Below are 21,011 nucleotides of genomic sequence, written 5' to 3' on the forward strand. Positions count from 1 at the left end.
GATCGACGACCGGCTCGCTCGGCGAGCGCAAGGGAATGTGGTTTGGCGATGGGACGTGGCATGAGGCTCTCGGGTGCGCAATGGGGCGTGTGGTTCGCTCAGGAATTGGCGCCTCGGTCGCCGGTGTTCTCGATCGGGCAGCTCCTGTGGCTGCCCGCGGGGTGCGATGGCGAGATCCTGGCTCGCGCCGTGGGCATCGCCGTTCACGACGCCGACGTCCTGTGGTGCCGTTTCGACACCGGGCCGCAGGGACCGCTGCAGTCGAGGAAGGTGCCGGCTGCCCCGCCGTCGATCGCGGTGCGCAACCACGTGGGCACCGCCGATTCACTTCGGGCACAGGCGCGCACGCGGATGTCCGAGGCGCTACCCCTCGCTGAGGGCCCCTTGTTCGCCGCCACGGTGTGGTCGCTCGACGATGGGCAGACCGTCTGGGAGTTCAAGGCGCACCACATACTGCTCGACGCGTACGGGCTGTCGTTGCTGACCCGTCGGGTGGCGCAGGTGTACACCGCGCTATCGCAGGGTGTGGCCGTGCCGGAGTCGACGTTCGGAACCGTGGCCGAGATGATCACGGCCGAGGACGAATACGAGCGTAGCGATGTCGCCGCGCGCGATGGTGAGTACTGGAGTGCCTTCGCCGAATCGCTGGGAGACTCCGCAGCGTCGCTGGTGCCGGCGTCTCCGAGCGCGAGTATGCCCATCGGCGTGTCCGTGTCGATCGACCGGGAGGTCATCGAGAGGGTCGACGAACTGGCTCGATCGGTCGGCGCCACCTGGGGAGAGGCGATGATCGCCCTCTGGGCCTGGTACGACTCGCATCGGTCGGGCAGTACAAAGGCGACCATCGGGATCCCGATGATGGCGCGGCGCGGGGTGGGCCTGCGTACCCCGATGATGCAGGTGAATGTTCTGCCCGTGTCGCTGGAGATCGATCCACACGGCAACGTGGGCGAGTGGATCACCCGTGCGGCGGCTGCACTCGGCGGCGTGCGCCGGCATCAGCGTTACCGGGGTGAGCGCCTGGCCCAGGTATCTGACGGCGTCAAACCTGCTCTCTCGCAGATCAATCTGCATGTGTTTGACTACCACGCCGATTTCGCGGGAACGGTCGCGGTCACCGAGGAACTCGGCACCGGGCCGGCCGACGACCTCAATCTGTTCGTCTACAACGACAAGGTGAAGGGGTTCGCGCTCGAACTCAAGGCCGACCCCACCCGATACGACGAATCAGAACTGCGGGTGCATCTGCGACGGATCGAGTGCGCCGTCCGCAGGCTGTCGTCGCTGTCGGCCGACGATCGTCTGCGCGCGCTGGTTCCCGCCGACCCCGTGGACACCGAACTGTTGTCGGAGTGGGTGTCCGGGCAACCCGAGGTCAGCCGCGAGGTGACGATCGACGAGCTGTTGCAGACGGCAGCCAGGGTGCATCCGGAGCGTGTCGCGGTGGCCGTCGATGATCGGCACCTCACTTATGCAGAGTTCGATTCGCGGGTGAACCGCATTGCGCGGCACCTTCTTTCACTGGGCGTGCGTACCGGCGACCGCATCGCGGTGATGGCCGCGCGCGACGAGTGGCTTCCCGTCATGCTCGCGGCCGTCATGCGCGCGGGCGCCGTGTACGTACCGGTGGACCCGGACTATCCGGACGATCGGATCGAGTTCCTGCTGCAGGACGCCGCACCGAGTGCAGTGCTGACCAACTGTGGGGACGCGCTCGACATCGGGCGGTTCGCCGAAGTCGTGGGGACGCCGATCATCGACGTCGCGGACCCTGCGGTGGTGCGGGATCTCGACACCGTATCGCCACAACCGGTCGGCGACGCCGACCGCACCCGCAGACTGCTCCCCACCGATGCGGCGTATCTGATCTACACCTCGGGCACGACCGGTCGTCCGAAGGGCGTCATGGTCAGTCACGCCAACGTCATCGCACTGTTCGACGCCACCACACACTTCGACTTCCGCGCCGACGACGTGTGGATCTTGTTGCATTCGTACGCCTTCGACTTCTCCGTCTGGGAACAGTGGGTGCCCCTGACCACCGGGGCGGCGCTTGTTGTCGTCGGCCAGGATGTCCTGCGCGATCCGGTCCTCATCGGAGATGCGATACGCACGCATCGGGTCACCGTCCTCAATCAGACACCGTCGGCGTTCTATGCGCTGATCGACACCGAACAGCACCGGACCGACGACCCGGACCTCGCACTGCGAACGGTCATATTCGGCGGCGAGGCATTGAATACGGCCAGACTCGCGCCATGGCTGGATCGCCACCCGACCACTCCGACGTTGATCAACATGTACGGCATCACCGAGACCACGGTGCACGTCACGCACACCGTGGTGCCGCCGCGCGGCGATGTCGCAGGACCGTCGGTCATCGGGCGGGCGCTGCCCGGCCTGCGTGCCGACGTCCTCACCCCTCATCTGCAGACGACGCCGTTCGGCGTCGTCGGAGAACTGTATGTGGCCGGACCCCAGGTCGGTCTCGGATACCGCGGTCGTCCCTCACTGACCGCAACAAGATTCGTCGCCGACCCGAACGGGTCCGGAACCCGTATGTACCGCACCGGCGATCTTGCGAGGTGGAACGCCACGGGCGAGCTGGAGTATCTGGGCCGCATCGACGACCAGGTCGAGATCCGCGGATTCCGTATCGAACCGGGTGAGGTCGCCGCCGCTGTGCAATCGCATCCGGATGTGACGGCAGCTGCCGTGGTCGCCGTCGATCGGGGTGCCGAATCGAGTGGCGCCGCGAACCCACATGCCGCAGCAGGAACGATTCTCGCTGCCTACTATTGCGCGGCGGTCGAGTCCGACTCCGAAGGACAGCCACTCGACGCCGCACTGCGCGTCTGGGCCGAGACTGCGCTGCCCGCCCACATGGTGCCGTCGGTGTTCGTCCGGGTGGACGCATTGCCGATGACCGCGAACGGCAAACTCGATCGCCGAGCGCTTCCCGCAATAGATCTCGGCGCGCGCAGCGGCCAGGGGCGCGAACTCAGCACTGCCGCAGAGCACATCATCGCCGCGGTCTTCCTCGACGTACTCGGCCTCGATCCGGCGACCCAGCTGTCGGCCGACGACGACTTCTTTGCCCTTGGTGGCGACAGCATCGTCTCCATCGGTGTGGTGTCGCGAGCCAGGCGCGCAGGACTGGTGACCACAGCCAAGATGGTGTTCGAGCAACGCACGGTTGCGGCGATCGCGGCCTCGGCTGTTCCTGCGGTTGATGGCCGTGAGGTCTTCGGACGGGACCAGGCGGCGGGAGGCGGCCACGGCGGCCTCGCTCCGTTGATGCCGATCGTCCATCGTCTGATCGATGTACCCGGATTCGATTCCTTCGCACAGACATTTGTGTTCGTGACCCCCGAGGATCTGACGTGGGAGCGGCTCCGCGACGCGCTCGACCGAGTGGTCGGACGACACGGGGCATTGCGCTCGCGGGTCGCCGGGTCGGGCGAAGCACGCCAACTCGAGGTCGGTGCCGTCGCCGCGGATGCGGCAGACAGGCTCGATCGTGACGAGCGCTTTGATGGACAGCTCACTCGGTGGAGCACCGAGACGTGGCAGCAGCACCTGAGAGAAGTTGCGACCGACCTCGCGGGCGCGCTCGACCCAGCGGCAGGCGTCGTGTGGCGAGCGCGGTGGATCACCGATTCGGCGCGCGCCACAGGGCGCCTCGTCATGGTGATCCATCACCTCGTCGTGGACGGGGTCTCCTGGCGGATTCTCGCCGACGACCTGGCTGCCGCGTCGTCCTCCGATGTGCGCACGCCTGATGCAGGCCTTTCGAGCGCAGGCACCGGGCTGGTGGCGTGGGCCCAAGCGCTCACAAGCCAGGCCGCCGCAGGCGCTTTCGATCATCAGAGACCGCTGTGGCTGGCGATGGCCGGGCAGACCGAGGCCGCTCTCGGGCACCGGCATCTCGATCCGCAGCGTGACACCTGTGCGCATGTGCGGCGCGTGAGTGTGATGATTCCCGCGCTCACCGCGTCCGCGGTACTGACCGACGTCCCGCGGATCGCTGCGGGAACCGTCGACGATGTCTTGCTCGGCGCGCTGTCCTCGGCGCTGTCCCAGTTGTTCACCGATCGTGATGAGATGTCGCACGACGGGATGGTCATCGGGCTGGAGGGTCACGGCCGCGAAGAGGGAGTCGTCGACGGCGCGGATCTGTCGGCGACAGTCGGCTGGTTCACATCGTGGTACCCGGTGCGGCTTCCGCTGCCGCGCAGCGAACTCGGACGGTCCGAAGCCGACGGGCTGCACGGGAAGCGCGCGCTGGATGCAGTCCTGACCGTGAAGGAGACGCTGTCCTCGATACCCGACAAGGGCATCGGTTACGGAGTTCTTCGCCACCTCGCCACCGGACCGGCGACCGGGCTCGCCGCCCTGGACCACCCGCAGATCGCGTTCAACTACCTCGGCCAGTTCCGAGGTGCCGGTGTCGGTGGCGACGGTGAACTGCCATGGCAATCCGCGCCGGAGACAGCCGGACTGGGTCTGCATGCGGCCGACGAGATGCCGGCCCCGGCGGTCGTCGACATCACCGCCAGGGCAGTCGTCTCCGGTTCCGGAGTCGAGCTGCACGCAGATTTCGCCTACGTCGAGTCGGTCATCGACGAAGCCGCAGTGCGTGCACTTGCCGACCGATGGACGGCGGCGCTGGCGGTGCTCGCGGAGTACGCCACCTCCCCACAAGCGGTTGTGGCACACTCGCCCAGCGACTTTCCCCTGGTCGACGTGTCGACGGACGACATCTCGACATGGGAGCGCGATCACGGGGAACTTCTCGGGGTGCACCCACTGACGCCGGCCCAGCGCGGTGTCCTCTTCCACTCAGCCCTCAATACGTCCGGCGGAGTCGACCTGTATACGGCGCAACACGTTCGCGACGTTGCCGGCCCGGTACAGCAGGACAGGCTCCGCGCCGCATGGCGAGCGGTATTGACGAGGTATCCGCAGCTGACGATGGCTGTGCGGACCGCTCACGACGGAACCCCCGTCGCCGTCATCCCGGCGACCGTGGACGAACCGTTGACGGTGATCGACCTGCGGGCGAGTGCGGATCCGGAACACGATGCCGCCACGTTCATCGATGATGACCGGGCACGGGGCTTCGATGTGGAGCACGGCTCACCGATTCGTCTGACGCTGATGCTCACCGCCGACGCAGCAGGTGTTCTTGTCCTCACATCGCACCACGCGGTACTCGACGGCTGGTCAACTCCGCTGCTCGTCCAGGAGCTGCTGCGGGCCTACCAAGCGCCGGAAACCGTTGCCTCGCAGGTGGACGACACGTTCTTCCGTTTCGTGCGCCGGATGGCCGAGTCGGACGCACAGCACGCCATCGACGTCTGGCAGGGACCGCTGTCCGCGGTCACCGAACCGACCCTGGTGGCCGGTGGCTGGCAACCGGACGACACGTCTTTCCCCGACACTGCCGAGACGGTTCTCTCCGCGCCCGTGACCGCCGAACTCGCGAACCTCGCCAAGCGCAGATCGATCACGCTGAACACCGTCGTCCAGGCCGCGTGGGCGCTGACGCTACAGATCCATACGCGTTCGGCGACAACGGTCTTCGGATCGGTGGTCTCCGGTCGGTCCGTGGACGTCGACGGCATCGACACCGCCATCGGCATGTTCGTCAACACCATTCCCACGGTCGTGACCGTCTCACCCGACATGACAATCGATGCAGTGCTCGACACCGTGCACGCCTTCAACGTGGCGGTGCTCGAGGGGCATCAGGTCTCGCTCACCGACATCCACCGTCTCAGCGCGATGCCGGCATTGTTCGACACGCTCGTGGTGATGGAGAACTACGTCAACGACGACACCGTGCTGAGTGAACTGCAATGTGCAACCGGACTATCTCTGAAGCTACGGCAGTGGCGCGATTCGACGAACTATCCGCTCACGCTTCGCATAGTTCCCGCCGCCGAATTGTCTGTCGAATTGTCCTACCACCCTGCCGGTGTGGACGCCGAGGCCGCCCGCAGGATCCTGGACAGCTTCACCCGTGTTCTCGAGGCATTCGGAGCGGGAACAGACACTCAGATCGCGCGACTGAACACCGTGGGCGCCTCGGATGCTTCGGTGATCAACCAGGTCTCGGCCGGACCCGCGTTGCAGGTACCGCCGGACACGACGGTCGATTCGCTGCTGGTCGCGTCTGCGCAGTCCCATCACCACCGGACCGCGGTGGTCCACCGGGGTGTGGAGATGACGTACGCGCAGTTCGACGCGCAGGTGAACCGGCTGGCCCGGTACATGCTCGTCTCCGGTGTCCAGGTCGGTGATCGGGTGGCCTTGATCGGTGGTCGCGATGAATGGTTACCCATCTGCGTTGCGGCCATCATCCGCGCGGGTGCGGTCTACGTCCCGGTGGATCCCGAGCATCCCCGGCGACGCCGGGACCACATCCTGGCCGAGTGCACACCGACCGCCATCCTGAGCACGGTGGCCCCCGAGTTCCTGGGCCCCGACTTCCCGGGCGCCGAGGACGATCTGTTCGGCGACGGACGACTCGTGAACCTCCGGGATGAGTTGACCCTCACCATGATCGCTGCGGTGTCCGGCGAACCGATCAGGGAATCGGAACGAAACCGGCCGTTGCTGGCCGGTGACCTGGTGTACGTGATCTACACCTCGGGTACCACGGGTGCACCCAAGGGTGTGGAAGTGTCGCACCGTTCCCTGGTGAACCGCCTGTCCTGGGGCGCCCATCTCATCGGCGACTGCGACGACGTGGTCGGCGTTGCCAAATCCGGCCTCGGCTTCATCGACGCACTCACCGAGATGCTGCACATCGTTGTGGTCGGAGGCCGGCTGATCGTCGCGACCGCAGACGAGGCGAAAGACCCCGCGCAACTGTCGGAGCTGTGCGCACGAGCGGGTGTCACCGATGTGGTGATGGTTCCGTCGCTGGCTCGCAGCATGGCGGCGTCCGGTGCGTCACCGGGCGGCGTGCGCCGATTGACGGTGTCGGGGGAGCGACTCGATGTCCCGACAGTCGAGCAGCTCACGTCTGCGTGGCCAGACGCGGCGGTGACGAACTTCTACGGCTCCACCGAGGTCACCGGTGACGTGACCACTCACTTGTTGTCGCCGGACGGGGACGGTTCGGTGCCCATCGGCCTTCCCGTGGCCAATTCGGCTGTGCTGCTGCTTGATCCGATGCTGCGACCGACACCCATCGGTGTCGTCGGAGAGTTGTACGTGTCGGGTGCGCAGGTGGCTCGTGGCTATCGCGGGCGAGCCGGTATGACGGCATCCCGGTTTGTCGCCGACCCAGCCGGCTCGGGCGAGAGAATCTATCGGACAGGCGATCTCGCCCGGTGGACCACCACCGGTGTCCTGGAGTACTCGGGCCGTGCCGACGACCAGGTGAAGATCCGGGGCCAGCGTGTGGAACCCGGTGAGGTCGCTGCGGTAGTCGGCTCGCACCCACACATCTCGTCCGCGGCCGTGGTGGCGGTCGAACACCCGGTGTCGGGCACAATACTCGTCGCCTACTACACAGAACCCGGCGCCGAGACGTCCGACGCCCACGCTGTCGGGTCGGTGGCCGACGGGTTCGACGACGAACTGCGCGATTGGGCAGCATCGCGATTGCCCGCCCACATGGTCCCCTCTGCGTTCGTCCGGCTCGATGAGCTCCCGGTGACCGTGAACGGGAAGCTGGATCGAAGTGCGCTGCCGGCAATCGATCTGGGGACAGGCGGTGGACGTGGCCGTCCATTGTCGACGGAGACCGAACACACCGTTGCCGTGCTGGTGGCCGACGTCCTCGGACTCGGGGAAGTCCAGTTGTCGGCCGAGGATGACTTCTTCGTCCTGGGCGGGCACTCGCTGCTGGCCACCCGGCTGATCGCGTTGCTCAACGCGCGATGCGACCGGGCATTGACGTTGCGCTCGGTGTTCGATCACCCCACCATCGCCGGTCTGGCCGGGGCAGTGGATGCGGCGGCGGGTGGCCCCGGTGATTCTTCGGCGTTGCCTCGGCCCGTTGCCGTGAACCGCCCGGAGCACATACCGGCTTCCTCGGGCCAGCAAGCTCTCTGGGCCATCGAGGGCCTCTCGGAAGAGAGCGGCCGGTACGTCGTGCCGGTGAAGTGGTACGTGGAGGGGCATTTCGACCAGGCGGCCTGGGAGCGAGCCCTCGAAGTGGTCGTCTGCCGCCACGAGTCGCTGAGGACCCGGTTGGTGGAGGCCGGGGAACACGGTCTTGTCCAGATCGTGGAACCCGCAGACTCCGTGGGCCGGTGGCTGACCACCGACCATCTGCACCTGGACGGGTCCGATGTCGGCACCGACTGGGACACGGTGGAGAACTGGGTACAGAGTCCGATCTCCCTCGATACGGACATGCCGATCCGCTCGCTCGTCGCAACGCGTGACAATGGCGGCCACATCCTCGCGGTTGCGATACATCATGCGTTTGTCGACGAGTGGTCGATGTCCACGGTCGCGAGCGAGCTCTGGGCAGCGTACGGCGCCCTGAGAGAGAATCGGGAACCGGCTCTGCCGCCGGTTGTGTCGCAGTATGCGGACTTCGCGGTGTGGCAGCAGCAGCTCGTCGACACCGTTGCCTTCGAGCGAGGCACTCAGTACTGGGCCGATACCCTGGCTGGGGCGCCCGAGTTGTCCACCCTTCCACCCGATCGGCCGCGACCGGCAACGCCCACCTTCCAGGGCGGCCACACCGGACTTGTCGTCGACTCGGCGACAACCGCTGCCCTGCAACAACTCTCTGCCGACACCGATTCCTCGATGTTCGTGGTCGTCCACGCCGCGGTCGCTCTGACCTTGCACAGGCTGGGGGCCGATTCGGACATGGTGCTCAGCTCGCCGACCGCGGGACGTCCGGACGCGGCAGTCATGTCCACGGTCGGCTACTTCATCAACACCGTGGCCGTCCGGCACCGCCTGCATCCGATGTGGACGCCGAGGGAATTCCTGAGCGCCACCCGGGAAACAGTGCTGGGAGCTCTCGACCACCAGTTGATCCCTTTCGACAGGGTTGTGGCGGCATCAGGCGTCGGCCGGGTTCCGGGAGTGAACCCGCTGTGTCAGGTGCTGCTGAACATCGTGACCGAGCACGAACAGATCAGAGACGACACCCTCCAGCCCGCCGGGCTGTCCCATTTCGAGAGGGTCGGCGGTGTTCTGAAGACCGTCAAGGCCGACCTCGAACTCGAGTTCCAAGTGCTGAACGGCGTTCTGACGGGTGGTGTCTCGTACGCCGCCGAGCTGTACACACCGGCCTCCATCGACCGTTTCGTCGACGTGTTCACCGCCGTCCTCGACGTGATGGTCCACGCTCCGGACAAGCCGCTGAGTGCTGTCGAGTTCGGCCCCGTGCCGCTACAGGATGCCGGACGCAGCGAGAACCTGGCTGCCGAGCACCCGACCGTGGACGCCATGCTCCAAGCCGCCGCCAGTGAGCGTCCGTCGGAACCTGCGCTGGTCTTCGGAGAACAGACCTACACGTCGGCGCAGTTCGATCAGCGTGTCAACCGGCTGGCCCGCCACCTGATCCGATCCGGCGTCGAGGTCGGGGACCGTGTGGCGGTCCTGATCCACCGGCGCCCGGAGCTGCCCCTTGCAATGGCCGCGGTGGTGCGTGCCGGCGCCGCGTTTGTCCCCATCGACCCCGCCTACCCACTCGAACGAATCCGGTTTTTGATCGACGACAGCGGCGCTGCGGTGTTGATCACCGCCGGTCGCGACGACGATGGCTCGATGTACGGCCGCACCAACACATTTGATCTGGCCGATCCATCGGTGGCGTCGCGGATCGACGCCATGGACCCGGCGCCCGTCGACGATGACGAACGCTCGCGTCGATTGCATGCCGACGACTCGGTCTATGTGGTGTACACCTCGGGCACCACCGGGCGACCCAAAGGGGTCGACATCACGCACCGCGCGTTCGGTGAGCTGATCCGTCGTCGCCAGGAGCTCTGCGAACTGGCTCCCGGTGATGCCGTGATGGCCAGAACGGCAATCGGTTTCGATCCGGCGGCGGCAGAGTTGTTCTGGCCGCTGGCCTTCGGTGGTGTTGTGCACTATCTGGATGACACCCAGTTCGCCGACCCGGTGTATATCGCTGAGCTGTTGAACAACAATCACTTCGCCTGGATCGACTTCACCCCGTCGCTCATGGAGGAGGTGCTGCGGCAGGGCACCCTGACGGAGCTGGCACCCAATGTTCTGTCGCTGGGTGGCGAAGCGGTGCCGTTGTCGCTTGCCCGTGACCTGCACACGAGATTCGGTGTGCGGGCGTGGAACATCTACGGGCCGGCCGAAGCGACGATCGAGGTCGTGCTCGGCCAGTACGACCCCGGCGCCGACCACTCGGACGGGACCCTTCCGATCGGGCGTCCGCTCACCAACACCGCTGCCGTGGTGCTCGATTCGTGGTTGCGCAGAGTGCCGGCAGGTGTCGTCGGTGAACTGTATGTGTCGGGCGTGCAATTGGCGCGCGGCTATCACCGCCGTGCCGGCCTGACGGCCGGGAGCTTTGTCGCCGACCCCCGCGGGTCTGGTGGTCGCATGTACCGGACGGGCGACCTGGCCCGATGGAATGCCGATGGCCTTCTGGAGTATCTGGGACGCGTCGATGATCAGGTGAAGATTCGGGGCCAGCGGGTGGAACCCGGTGAGGTTGCCGCGGTGGTGGGTAGCCACCACTGGGTCGGATCCGCCGCAGTGGTGCCGGTCGAACATCCGGTCGCCGGAGTGACTTTGGCGGGGTACGTGACCGTGCTCGGCGATGGTGCCCATCTGTCCGACGATCTGTTCGCGGAACACCTACGCGAGTGGGTCGGCGCCAGGTTGCCGTCACACATGGTCCCGTCGGTCTTCATGCGTCTGGACGTGCTGCCGACGACTGCCAACGGCAAGGTGGACCGCAGGTCCCTTCCCGCCGTGGACGTGGGTGTCCCGAGCGGCCGGGGACGCGAGCTGGAAACCGATACAGAACGTGTGGTCGCGACGACGGTCGCCGGGGTTCTCGGGGTGGACGCCGACGTCGTGCTGGCCGCCGGTGACGACTTCTTCGCCCTCGGTGGGCACTCGCTGACGGCAACACGGTTGGTCGCGCTACTCAACGACCGGTGTGGGTCTGATCTGACGTTGCGGTCGGTGTTCGATCACCCGACCATTGCCGAGCTCAGCGCCGCCGTGGACGCAGCGATGAAGCCCGCCGCACCGGCCGCACATCCGCAGCCAGGCAAAATCGAACGGCCGGCGCATATCCCGGCTTCGTATGGCCAGCAGGCGCTCTGGGCGATCGGCCAGGCAACCGGGCCGAGCAGCCAGTACGTCATCGGTGATGCGTTACAGGTGGACCCGGGTCTTGATGCGGAGACCCTGCGACGGGCTGTGGTGTCGGTGGTGCGGCGCCACGAAGCGCTGAGGACTCACTTCGACTGGCGTGCGGGAGATCTGGTCCAGGTCATCCGTGACGCACGCGACGCCGACGGTGTTCCGTACGACGTCGTCGACGTAGCGGAGGCTGACGTTGCGCGCACGGCCGGCGAGCGCCTCGGGCGGCCACGTGACGGCTCGGAGGAGTGGCTTGTCGAGTTCGTGCATCTGCGCAGTGCCGGTCGTCAGTGGCTGCTGGTGGCGGGGCACCACATCGTGTTCGACGAGACGTCGTTCGACGTCTTCCTGTCCGATCTCGACCTCGCTCTGCGGGCTGAGAGTGGCGATGACCCTGCGCGACAACAGCTTGCCGACGGTCAGGGACGTCTGCGGCAGTTCGCCGACTGGGCGATCCAGGAACGGTCCGTGCACGACTCGGCAGCGGGCGGGCGCTCCGCCCTCATCGAGCGGATCACGATGCGGCTCGCGGACCACGTGGTGTACCCGTACCTGCCCTACGACCACGCGGGCCCCGGCCGGCCGGCGGCATCGACGGCGGCGGAAGCCGAATGTGTTGTGCCGAAACAACTCGTCGAACAGGTACAACAATTCGCCGCCCGGAGTCGCGTCACGCCGCTGATGCTCCTCAACGCCGCACTGTCTGCGGCGTTGGCATCGCACGGCGCCGCGAACAGGTCCGTCTTCGGTACGCCGGCGACGCTGCGCCAGGGTCCTGATGCCGAGCAGTCGATCGGGTACTACCTCAACACCGTTCCGGTGCCGGTGTCGACCGAACCATCCGCGAGCTTTTCCGACAACGTTGCCGAATCGCGTCGGCTCCTGCTCGAATCCCTCGACGCCCGAGACGTGCCGTTCGAGTTCGTGGCATCGTCACCCAGTCTGCGCGTGAGTGCCGAGAGCACATCGCCGGTCTTTCAGGTGTTGACCGCGTACCGCGCAGCGGTACCTGATGAGTCCCACCGATATCTCAGTCGCGCGATCGATGTCCTCGATGCGGGGCGCTCCGAGTCGGTTGCGAAGTTCGATCTCACCGTTGCCATCATCGACAACGACGGCGCCTGGACTCTGTGGTTCAGCTACGCATCGGCCCTGTTCGAGCCCGCAACCATCGAGAACCTGATGGCGACCACCGCATTCCTGCTGATCGCCGGCAGTCAGTCGCCGACGGCGACAGTGCAGCAATTGTTCTCGGAGTACATCGCACCCGAGCGGTCGCGACCCGGCGGGATGCCAACCGGTGACCCAGAAGCGGAAGCCGTTCTCTCCGAGAGTGTCCGGCTGCCCGCCTCCCGGTTCAGCGTCAGCGACGTACGCGAGGCCGCGTTACGGGTCCTCGGGTGGGGCCTGACCGGGTCCGGCGTTGTGCAGATGCCGCTCGTCGTAGATCGGGATGGACCGCGACCGGCAGCGACAACGCCGTTGATCGTGTGTTCGACCTCCGACGGCGTGCACGCCGACGACTTCGAGATCCGCGTGCCCGGTGACGGCCGCTTCGACCTCGAATCGGTCGGCGTGATCAAGACTCTTCTGTTTGCGGTAATACAAGCCCCTGATGCGGATCGGTTGCAGATCGATCTGCCGCCGACCGATCAGATCGACGCCGAGCGTGACGCTGCGGGCGACCGCGTCGACGACCACAGTGACCGATGGCTGGCCTTCGCAGATGATGTCGACATCGCCGATCCGATCACCCTGGCCGTCGATGACCGAGACCGGCGCATCGGACGCAGAGTCGTGAATGTTGATGCCGCAACCGGACCGGTCGCCCTGGCAGACCTGCGTGCGTCGGTGGTGTCGTCGACGGTGCAGGCCCTGACCTTGATCGATGTCCTGACCCCTGCGGACCTCGGCTCCGAAGGTGTCATCATCGACATCGAAGAACCGTCGCGCGAAGGCATGCGGCAGTACATCATCGGGCGAGCGCGACGGACGTTCCCCGTGTTGGTCAGGTGGGCTTCGGAAACAGGCGATCTCGCCGACGAGACCCGCGACGCCTTGGCGATGACGGCCGCCGAGGCCGAGGGTTATGTGATCCTGCGCGACCACAGCCCCGCGACCATCGGCGTCTTCGACGACCTTCCCGAGGCGCAGATCCTGATACGGCTCCATCACGCGGGTTCTTCTGTGGCGCCTGGCATCACCGCATCACCGGGCGACCACTCGCTGGTGCTCGATGTGGTCGTGGCCGGTACGGAGAGTTCCGGGGTGGCCGTGGCCGTGGATGTCGTGACAACGCTGCCGATTGATGCGGTGGGCCTGGCAGAACGAGTTGCCGCCGCCCTGGCAGCAACCGGATCGGTGGTCGGCCTTCTGACCTCACCCGACCCGTGGGCCGACGGTGTTGTGTACGAACAGATTGCCGCGCCGCAACTGGTGGAGGTCGGTGCGAACCTCACCGAAGAACTGTCGGCAACATTTGGCCAGGTCGCCGAGATCCTTCCGGTCAGTCCGCTCCAGGAGGGTCTGCTCTTCCACCTGCTGACGGCGGAGGCTGCCGACTCGACGGACGTCTATTCGTCACAGTTTGTCATCGACTTCGCCGGCGCAGTCGACCCGGATCGGTTCCACGCCGCGGTCACGGCATTGCTGTACCGCTACCCGAACCTGCGCGCCGGATTCCATGTGCACGGTGAATCCACCTTCCAGATCGTCCAGTCCAAGGTGGAGGTGCCCTGGACGTGGTATCGGCAGGCAGATACCGCCCGGCTCGGGCGCGACTCGATCCTGCAGGACGAACGTCGCCGGCCGTTTGCAGCGGACGCTCCGCCTCTGATGCGGTTCGCCCTGTTGCAGAACGACTCCGAGAGTTGGACGTTGTCCGTCGTCTTCGAGCATCTGCTCATGGACGGCTGGTCGAGCGGCCTGATGTTGGAGGCGTTGTTCACGCTGTACAACGAGATCGATGTCGCCGCCGATGTGGTGCCCGATCGGATCACCCCCGCAGAGCCGTCGTTCCGGGACTACCTGCAATGGCTCCAGACCCGTGACACTCCAACAGGTTACGCAGTATGGGCCCGCGAATTGGGCGGCATCGAATCGCCTACCCTGATCCGTCCAGGCGTCACCGAGCCCGCCCGCGCCTCGCATGCGCGGGACCACGAGATGGATCTCGACGAGACGCTGTCGGCTTCGATACGCGCCGTGGCAGCTGACGCCGGCGTCACCGTTGCGACGCTGCTCTATACAGCGTGGGGTGTGCTGCTGAGCAAGCTCGTGGGCCAGAACGACGTGGTGTTCGGCACGGTGGCCTCAGGCCGCAGCCCGGATCTGCAGGACTCCGACCAGATCATCGGTCTGTTGTTCAACACGGTTCCGGTGCGCACCACGGTGCGCCCGGGAAACTCGGTCCGTGAACACCTACGCGCTCAGCAGCACCGCCAGCTCGAGACGATCGAACACCCCTATGTGCAGCTGTCGCAACTGCACAGCGCGGTGGGCGTGGACCAGCTGTTCGACACGCTGTTCGTGATGCAGAACCACCAGTGGATCGACACCGACGCGCAATGGTCGCAGATCGGTCCGGGCGGCTCGGTCTCGGTGGATGATGTGTCACTGCAGGACGCGACGCACTACCCGGTGTCGATCGCCTGTCACCCCGGCCGAACCATCCATCTCCGATGTGCCTATCGCAGTGACCTTCTCACCGCAGACGAGGTCGCCACCCTGATGGCGCGGTTCGTGCGAGTCGTGCGCGGGTTCGTCAACGATGTGGATGCGCCGATGGCAAGGATCTCGGTTCTGTCGGAGGACGAGGCTGTTGCCGGTGTCACCGCCGGCCTGGTGCGTCAGGACATCCCGACGGAGTCCATAGCGTCGCTGCTGGCCCGTCAGGTGCAGGCACATCCCGACCGGACCGCGCTGGTGTCGGGCCGGACACGCCTCACGTTCGAGGAGATGTCGGCGCACGTCCGCACGCTGGCGGCCGAACTGGTCCGACGGGGCATCGGATCGGAGGACCGGGTGGCCCTGTACCTCGAGCGCGACCACAACATGGCCATCGCGATGTTCGCCGTCTTCGAGATCGGCGCTGCCTACGTGCCGATCGATCCCGAATTGCCGGCTGCCCGAGTGGGATACATCCTCGATGACTCGGAGTCCTCGATCGTGTGCACCTCGGCGATGCTGGCGTCATCCCTTCCCGAGACCGCGCCCGAACTGCTGCTCGTGGGTGAGACCTTGTCCGGGGCCGATACACCGGTGCTTGAGACGGGGAAGCGCGCCGTCGATCCAGCCGGCCTGGCCTACATCATCTACACGTCGGGCTCCACCGGTACGCCGAAAGGTGTTGCGGTCCCGTACGGCGGATTGATCAACATGTTCTACAACCACGTCGAGCGCATCTTCCGCCCGGCCACCGAAGGCCGGGGCGGCGCGCCGATGAAGATTGCGCACACCACGTCGTTCTCGTTCGATGCCTCGTGGGAACAGTTGTTCTGGCTGCTGGACGGACATTCGGTGTACGTCATCAGTGAGAGCATGCGCAAGGATCCTGCTGCGCTGCTGTCCTACTACGCGCAGAACCGCATCGACGGATTCGACGTCACGCCCTCCTACGGTGAACTCCTGGTCGAATCAGGCCTGTTCACCCATACCGAACCCGGCTACGACGGCATCTCGTTCTTCTCGCTCGGAGGAGAGGCGGTCCCGGAGACGTTGTGGATGACGCTTCGTGCGCGGCCCGGTCTGTGGTCGTACAACCTCTACGGCCCAACGGAGTACACGATCAATGCGCTCGGTGCGAATCTCGCCGACAGCGACCGCCCGAATGTCGGCAGGCCGATCTTCAACACGATGGCACTGTTGCTCGACCGGTCGCTCAACCCGGTGCTCGACGGCGTGGCGGGCGAGTTGTATCTCAGCGGTGCCGGAATGGGCCGGGGCTACCAGGGTCGGCCTGATCTGACCGCCGCGTCGTTCATCGCCCACCCGTGGCGGTCGGGCGAACGGATGTACCGCACCGGCGACCTGATGAGGCGTCAGCCCGACGGGTCGCTGGAGTACCTGGGGCGCTCGGACGACCAGATCAAGATCCGCGGGTTCCGCATCGAACCGGCGGAGATCGCCAGTGCCCTCGTCGATCGTGACGACGTGTCGCGCGCGACGGTTGTGGTCCGCAAGAGTTCGTCCGGTAAGGCGTTGCACGCCTATGTCGTTGCCGCGGGGGAGGCGAAGATCGAGGTCTCCGACCTGCGTGATCATCTCGCGGCCCGGCTGCCCGACTACATGGTTCCCTCGGCGATCGGGGTTGTCGAGAACATCCCGCTGACGGTGAACGGCAAGGTCGACGTACGCGCTCTACCCGAGATCGAACTGGCAGAAGAGGTTGCGCGGGAGCCCCGGAGCGAGTTGGAGAAGACGATCGCCGCCGCCGTCGCAGACACCCTCGGGATATCCCAGGTGTCGATCGATGCGGAGTTCTTCAACATGGGTGGTCATTCGCTGCTCGCGATGCGTCTGGCCGGACGCTTGAGCAACACACTGGGTCAACCGATCTCCGTTCGTGCGATCTTCGATCACCCGACAGTGGCGGAGATGGCGGCTGCCATCGACGGCCACGACAGTCCTGGCGACGTCGAGAAGGCACCCGGACTGCCGCGGATCGGCGAGATCGAGCGGCCGGACCAGATCCCGGCTTCTTATGGGCAGCAGGCACTGTGGGTGATCGACGAGATGGCGGGTGCGGGGTCGACCTACACGGTCACCATCCTCTGGCACGTCTCCGGCCGTCTCGAACCTGTTCCGTGGGCCGCCGCCCTGCGTGACCTCGTCGTCCGCCACGAGCCGCTGCGCACCCGACTGTCAGAGGCCGACGACGGCTCGATCGTGCAGGTCATCACGTCGCCGGATTCGGTCGAGCGGTGGATGCAGATCGACCACGTCGACGCAGTCGGATGCAGCGACGACGAGACCGTTGCGCTCATCGAGCAGTGGGGCAGCAGGCCACTGTCCGTTGCTGCGGACTCGACCTTGCGAGGCGTGATCATGCGCCGCGGCGACGACCAGTTCGTTGTCGGAATGGCGTTGCATCATGCGTTTGTCGACGAGGGATCCATCGGCTCGGTGTCCGGGGATCTCTGGAATGCGTACTGCGCACGTCGCAGCGGTCAGGCGCCTGTCTTCGAGCCTCTCGCAGTGCAATTCGCCGACTACGCGGTGTGGCAGCGGTCGCTGTTCGACCAGGGCCGATTCGACGAGTCGGTGCGCTACTGGAACGACCAGTTGGCCGGTGCGCCGGAACTGTCCACCCTGCCTCCAGATCACAGTCGGCCGAGCAGCCAGAGCTTCAAGGGGATCGACCTCGAGATCTCGCTGGACGACGGACTGGTGTCGCGCGTGCGCGAGACCGCGGCCAGGCTGGACGTCTCGATGTTCATGACCCTGCACGCGGCGGTCGCCGTGGCGATGAACCGGCTGGGTTCGGGCACCGACCTCGTGCTGGGATCGCCGACGGGCGGCCGATCAGAGGAGACCGTGGCCAATACGGTCGGCTACCTCGTCAACACGGTGCCGATACGGCACCGCTTGCTTCCACAGGACACCTTCCGAACCGTGTTGCAGCGCACCAGGAACGACGTGCTGACCGCGTTCGAACATCAACGGGTGCCGTTCGACCAGATCGTCGCCGCGGGGAACGGCGCTCACGTCGCCGGCGCGAACCCACTGGTGCAGGTGCTGGTGAGCTATGTCGCCCAGTCCGGCGGATCGCACGAGCGTGACCTCCTCGCGAAAGCCGGCCTGGGCCTGCTCGATCCACTGGGTGGCAGTCTCGGAGTGGTCAAGGCCGACCTCGACGTCTTCTTCGTCGACGACGGCGAGCGGATCGATGCCAACCTGGCATACGCGGTCGACCTCTATGAGGAATCGACGATCAGGCGTTTCATCGAGATGCTGGTGCAGGTACTCGAAGTGGTGGCCGAGGATCTCGACACCTCGCTCGCTGCTGCGCAGCTGCTACCTGTCGACGTCGACATCACCCGATCCGCTCAGGCCCCTGGGGCAACGACCGTCCACGAGACAATCACGGTCGACGGATTGCTACGAGGCGCTGCAGCTGAGTTCGCGTCGAGCGTCGCGGTTGTACACGGCGCGATCGAGTGGTCGTTCGCAGAGCTCGAAGGCCGGGTGAACCGGTTGGCCCGCCATCTGATCGGCGCGGGCGTACACGTCGGCGACCACGTTGCCGTGGTCGCGCAACGGGACGAATGGCTGCCGGTGATGATGGCTGCGGTGTTGCGCGCCGGCGGCGTCTACCTGCCGATCGATCCCTCCTATCCCGAGGAGCGGATCACCTACCTGCTCGAGGACTCTTCGCCGACTGTGCTGGTGACCAACTCGCCAGACTGGAACGGTTCGGCTGGTACCGGCGACATCCCGGTGATCGACGTCCTGGCGATCGGCAGCAGCGCCGAGGAATCGGATGCGCCGATCACGGACGACGACCGGAGCCGACCTCTGTTCGCCGATGACGCCGCCTACCTGATTTACACGTCGGGGACAACCGGGCAGCCCAAGGGCGTTGTTGTCTCGCACCGGGCGCTGGCCAACCGGTTGCAATGGGGCCGCAGACGGTACCCGTTGACCGGGCCGATTCTTGTCAAGACGCCGATCGGGTTCGATGTGTCACTGCCCGAACTGCTCTCGCCGCTGGTGGAGGGGCACGCCGTGGTGGTTCTCGCGGCCGGCGATCATCGCGATCCGTGGAAGATCGTCGACGCGGTGACCCGCCACGATATCGAACGCGTGAACTTCGTGCCGTCGATGGCCGACATCCTCGTGGAGAACGTCGACGCGGACGCCGGGGCCCGGGTGGCCGAGGTCCTGCTCGCCGGTGAGGCACTTCGCTGGAGTTTGGCCGACTCGGTCGAGTCGTCGCTGGGCGCCAACGTCCTCAACATTTACGGGCCGACGGAATCGGGCGAGGTGATGTACTTCGACTGTGGAGCGGTACCCGGTGAACAACGTGAAGGATTTGTTCCGATCGGATGGCCGGTGGCCAATTGCGCTGTGCTCGTGCTTGATCCATGGCTACGACAGGTCCCCGCGGGTGCGGTGGGCGAGCTGTACCTGTCAGGCGCGCAGTTGGCCCATGGTTACCACGATCGTTTCGGGCTGACTGCATCGCGGTTCATCGCAGATCCGACCGGAGTCGGCGGACGCCTCTATCGCACAGGAGATCTGGTGCGAACCGGCGACAACGGTGGCCTGGAGTACGTCGGACGCGTGGACGACCAGGTGAAGATCCGAGGCCAGCGTGTGGAACCCGGCGAGGTCGCCGCAATCCTGGACGGCCACCCCCGGGTGTCGTCGGCCGCCGTGATCGCAGTCGACCACCCATCGTCGGGAAAGACGCTGGCCGCGTATTACACAACGGGCGAGGTCGCTGACGACCCGACTGCGTTCGACGATGATCTGCGCGACTGGTGCGGTTCTCGACTGCCGGCCCACATGGTGCCCACGGCGTTCACCATGCTCGCCGTGTTGCCGGTGACGGCCAACGGAAAGCTCGACCGGTCCGCCCTTCCCGCGGTGGAGGTGAGCGGGCACGGCCGTGACGGGCGGGCTCTGTCACCCGGAACCGAAAGGGCCGTCGGGGAACTGGTGGCGCAGGTACTGGGACTCGGTGACGTCGAACTGTCGGCCGACGACAACTTCTTCGATCTCGGGGGGCATTCGTTCACCGCTGTGCGGCTGGCATCCCGAATAGCTGCGGAGTTCGGTGTGAAGGTGGGTGTTCGCAACATCTTCGAGAGTCCGGTGGTCTCGACGATGGCGAACCTGATCGACCGGTCGACCGATCACTCGGATACCGATCATCTGCGGGACTCCGTGCTGCTGAGGCTTTCTCCGACGGCCGAGGCCGAGTACACCGAGCACCTGTTCTGTGCCTATCCCGCGTCGGGATCAGCCGTGATGTACGACCGCTTGGTGGCCCACGTACCGGACGGCGTGGCCGTGTACGGGCTGCAGAACGTCTCGCTGTTCGAATCCGAGATGGACATGGGCGATCTGGATGCGACTGCGCGCTGGTACTTCGACCTCATCGACCGTGTGGCCGATGGTGGCGACATCCATCTGCTCGGTTGGTCGTACGGCGCGCACTTGGCGTTTGCGCTCGCCAAACTGATCGAGAAGCAGAGCGACTCGAGACTGGTCAGCCTGACGCTGCTCGACTCGGGCCCGACACCGGAACCGGGTTACATCACGGGAGCGATGTCGCTTCAGGAGTCGATCGACGACTTCTGCTACGCATTCAGCATCGACCACCCTGGAGGCTTCTCGACGGTGGACGAGCTCGTGGATCACGCCGTCGATGTGGCGCCGCTGTGGCCGGGGATCGAAAAGTCCGACGTACGAGGCATGTTGAAGTCGGGCGCGACCGCCACCGAGCATCTCGCGAGGCCGACGCAAGGACAGGTACACGCGGATGCTTTGCTGTTGCAGGCAGGGGTGGACGGCAATCTAGACACCATTAACTGGCGTCATCACATCGTTGGAAAGGTGGAATATTCATCGACCATAAAGGGGCATCGAGAGATGCTTGACGACGACGTCGTTGCGGATTGGGGAGATCGGTTGCGCCGGTTCATCTCTGATTCCCGAAGCTGAAAGAC

1 protein-coding gene is annotated in these 21,011 nt (G+C 65.8%); it reads left to right on the forward strand.

The genetic code is table 11. From position 1 onward, the window contains the following. Window positions 1-60: 60 nt before the first annotated feature. Complete coding sequence (locus tag CSW57_RS14470; RefSeq protein ID WP_189339276.1) at window positions 61-21,006, forward strand: non-ribosomal peptide synthetase; 20,946 nt, start codon at window positions 61-63, stop codon at window positions 21,004-21,006. Window positions 21,007-21,011: the final 5 nt, after the last annotated feature.

The organism is Williamsia muralis (assembly GCF_002735905.1).
Lineage (GTDB): Bacteria > Actinomycetota > Actinomycetes > Mycobacteriales > Mycobacteriaceae > Williamsia > Williamsia muralis_A.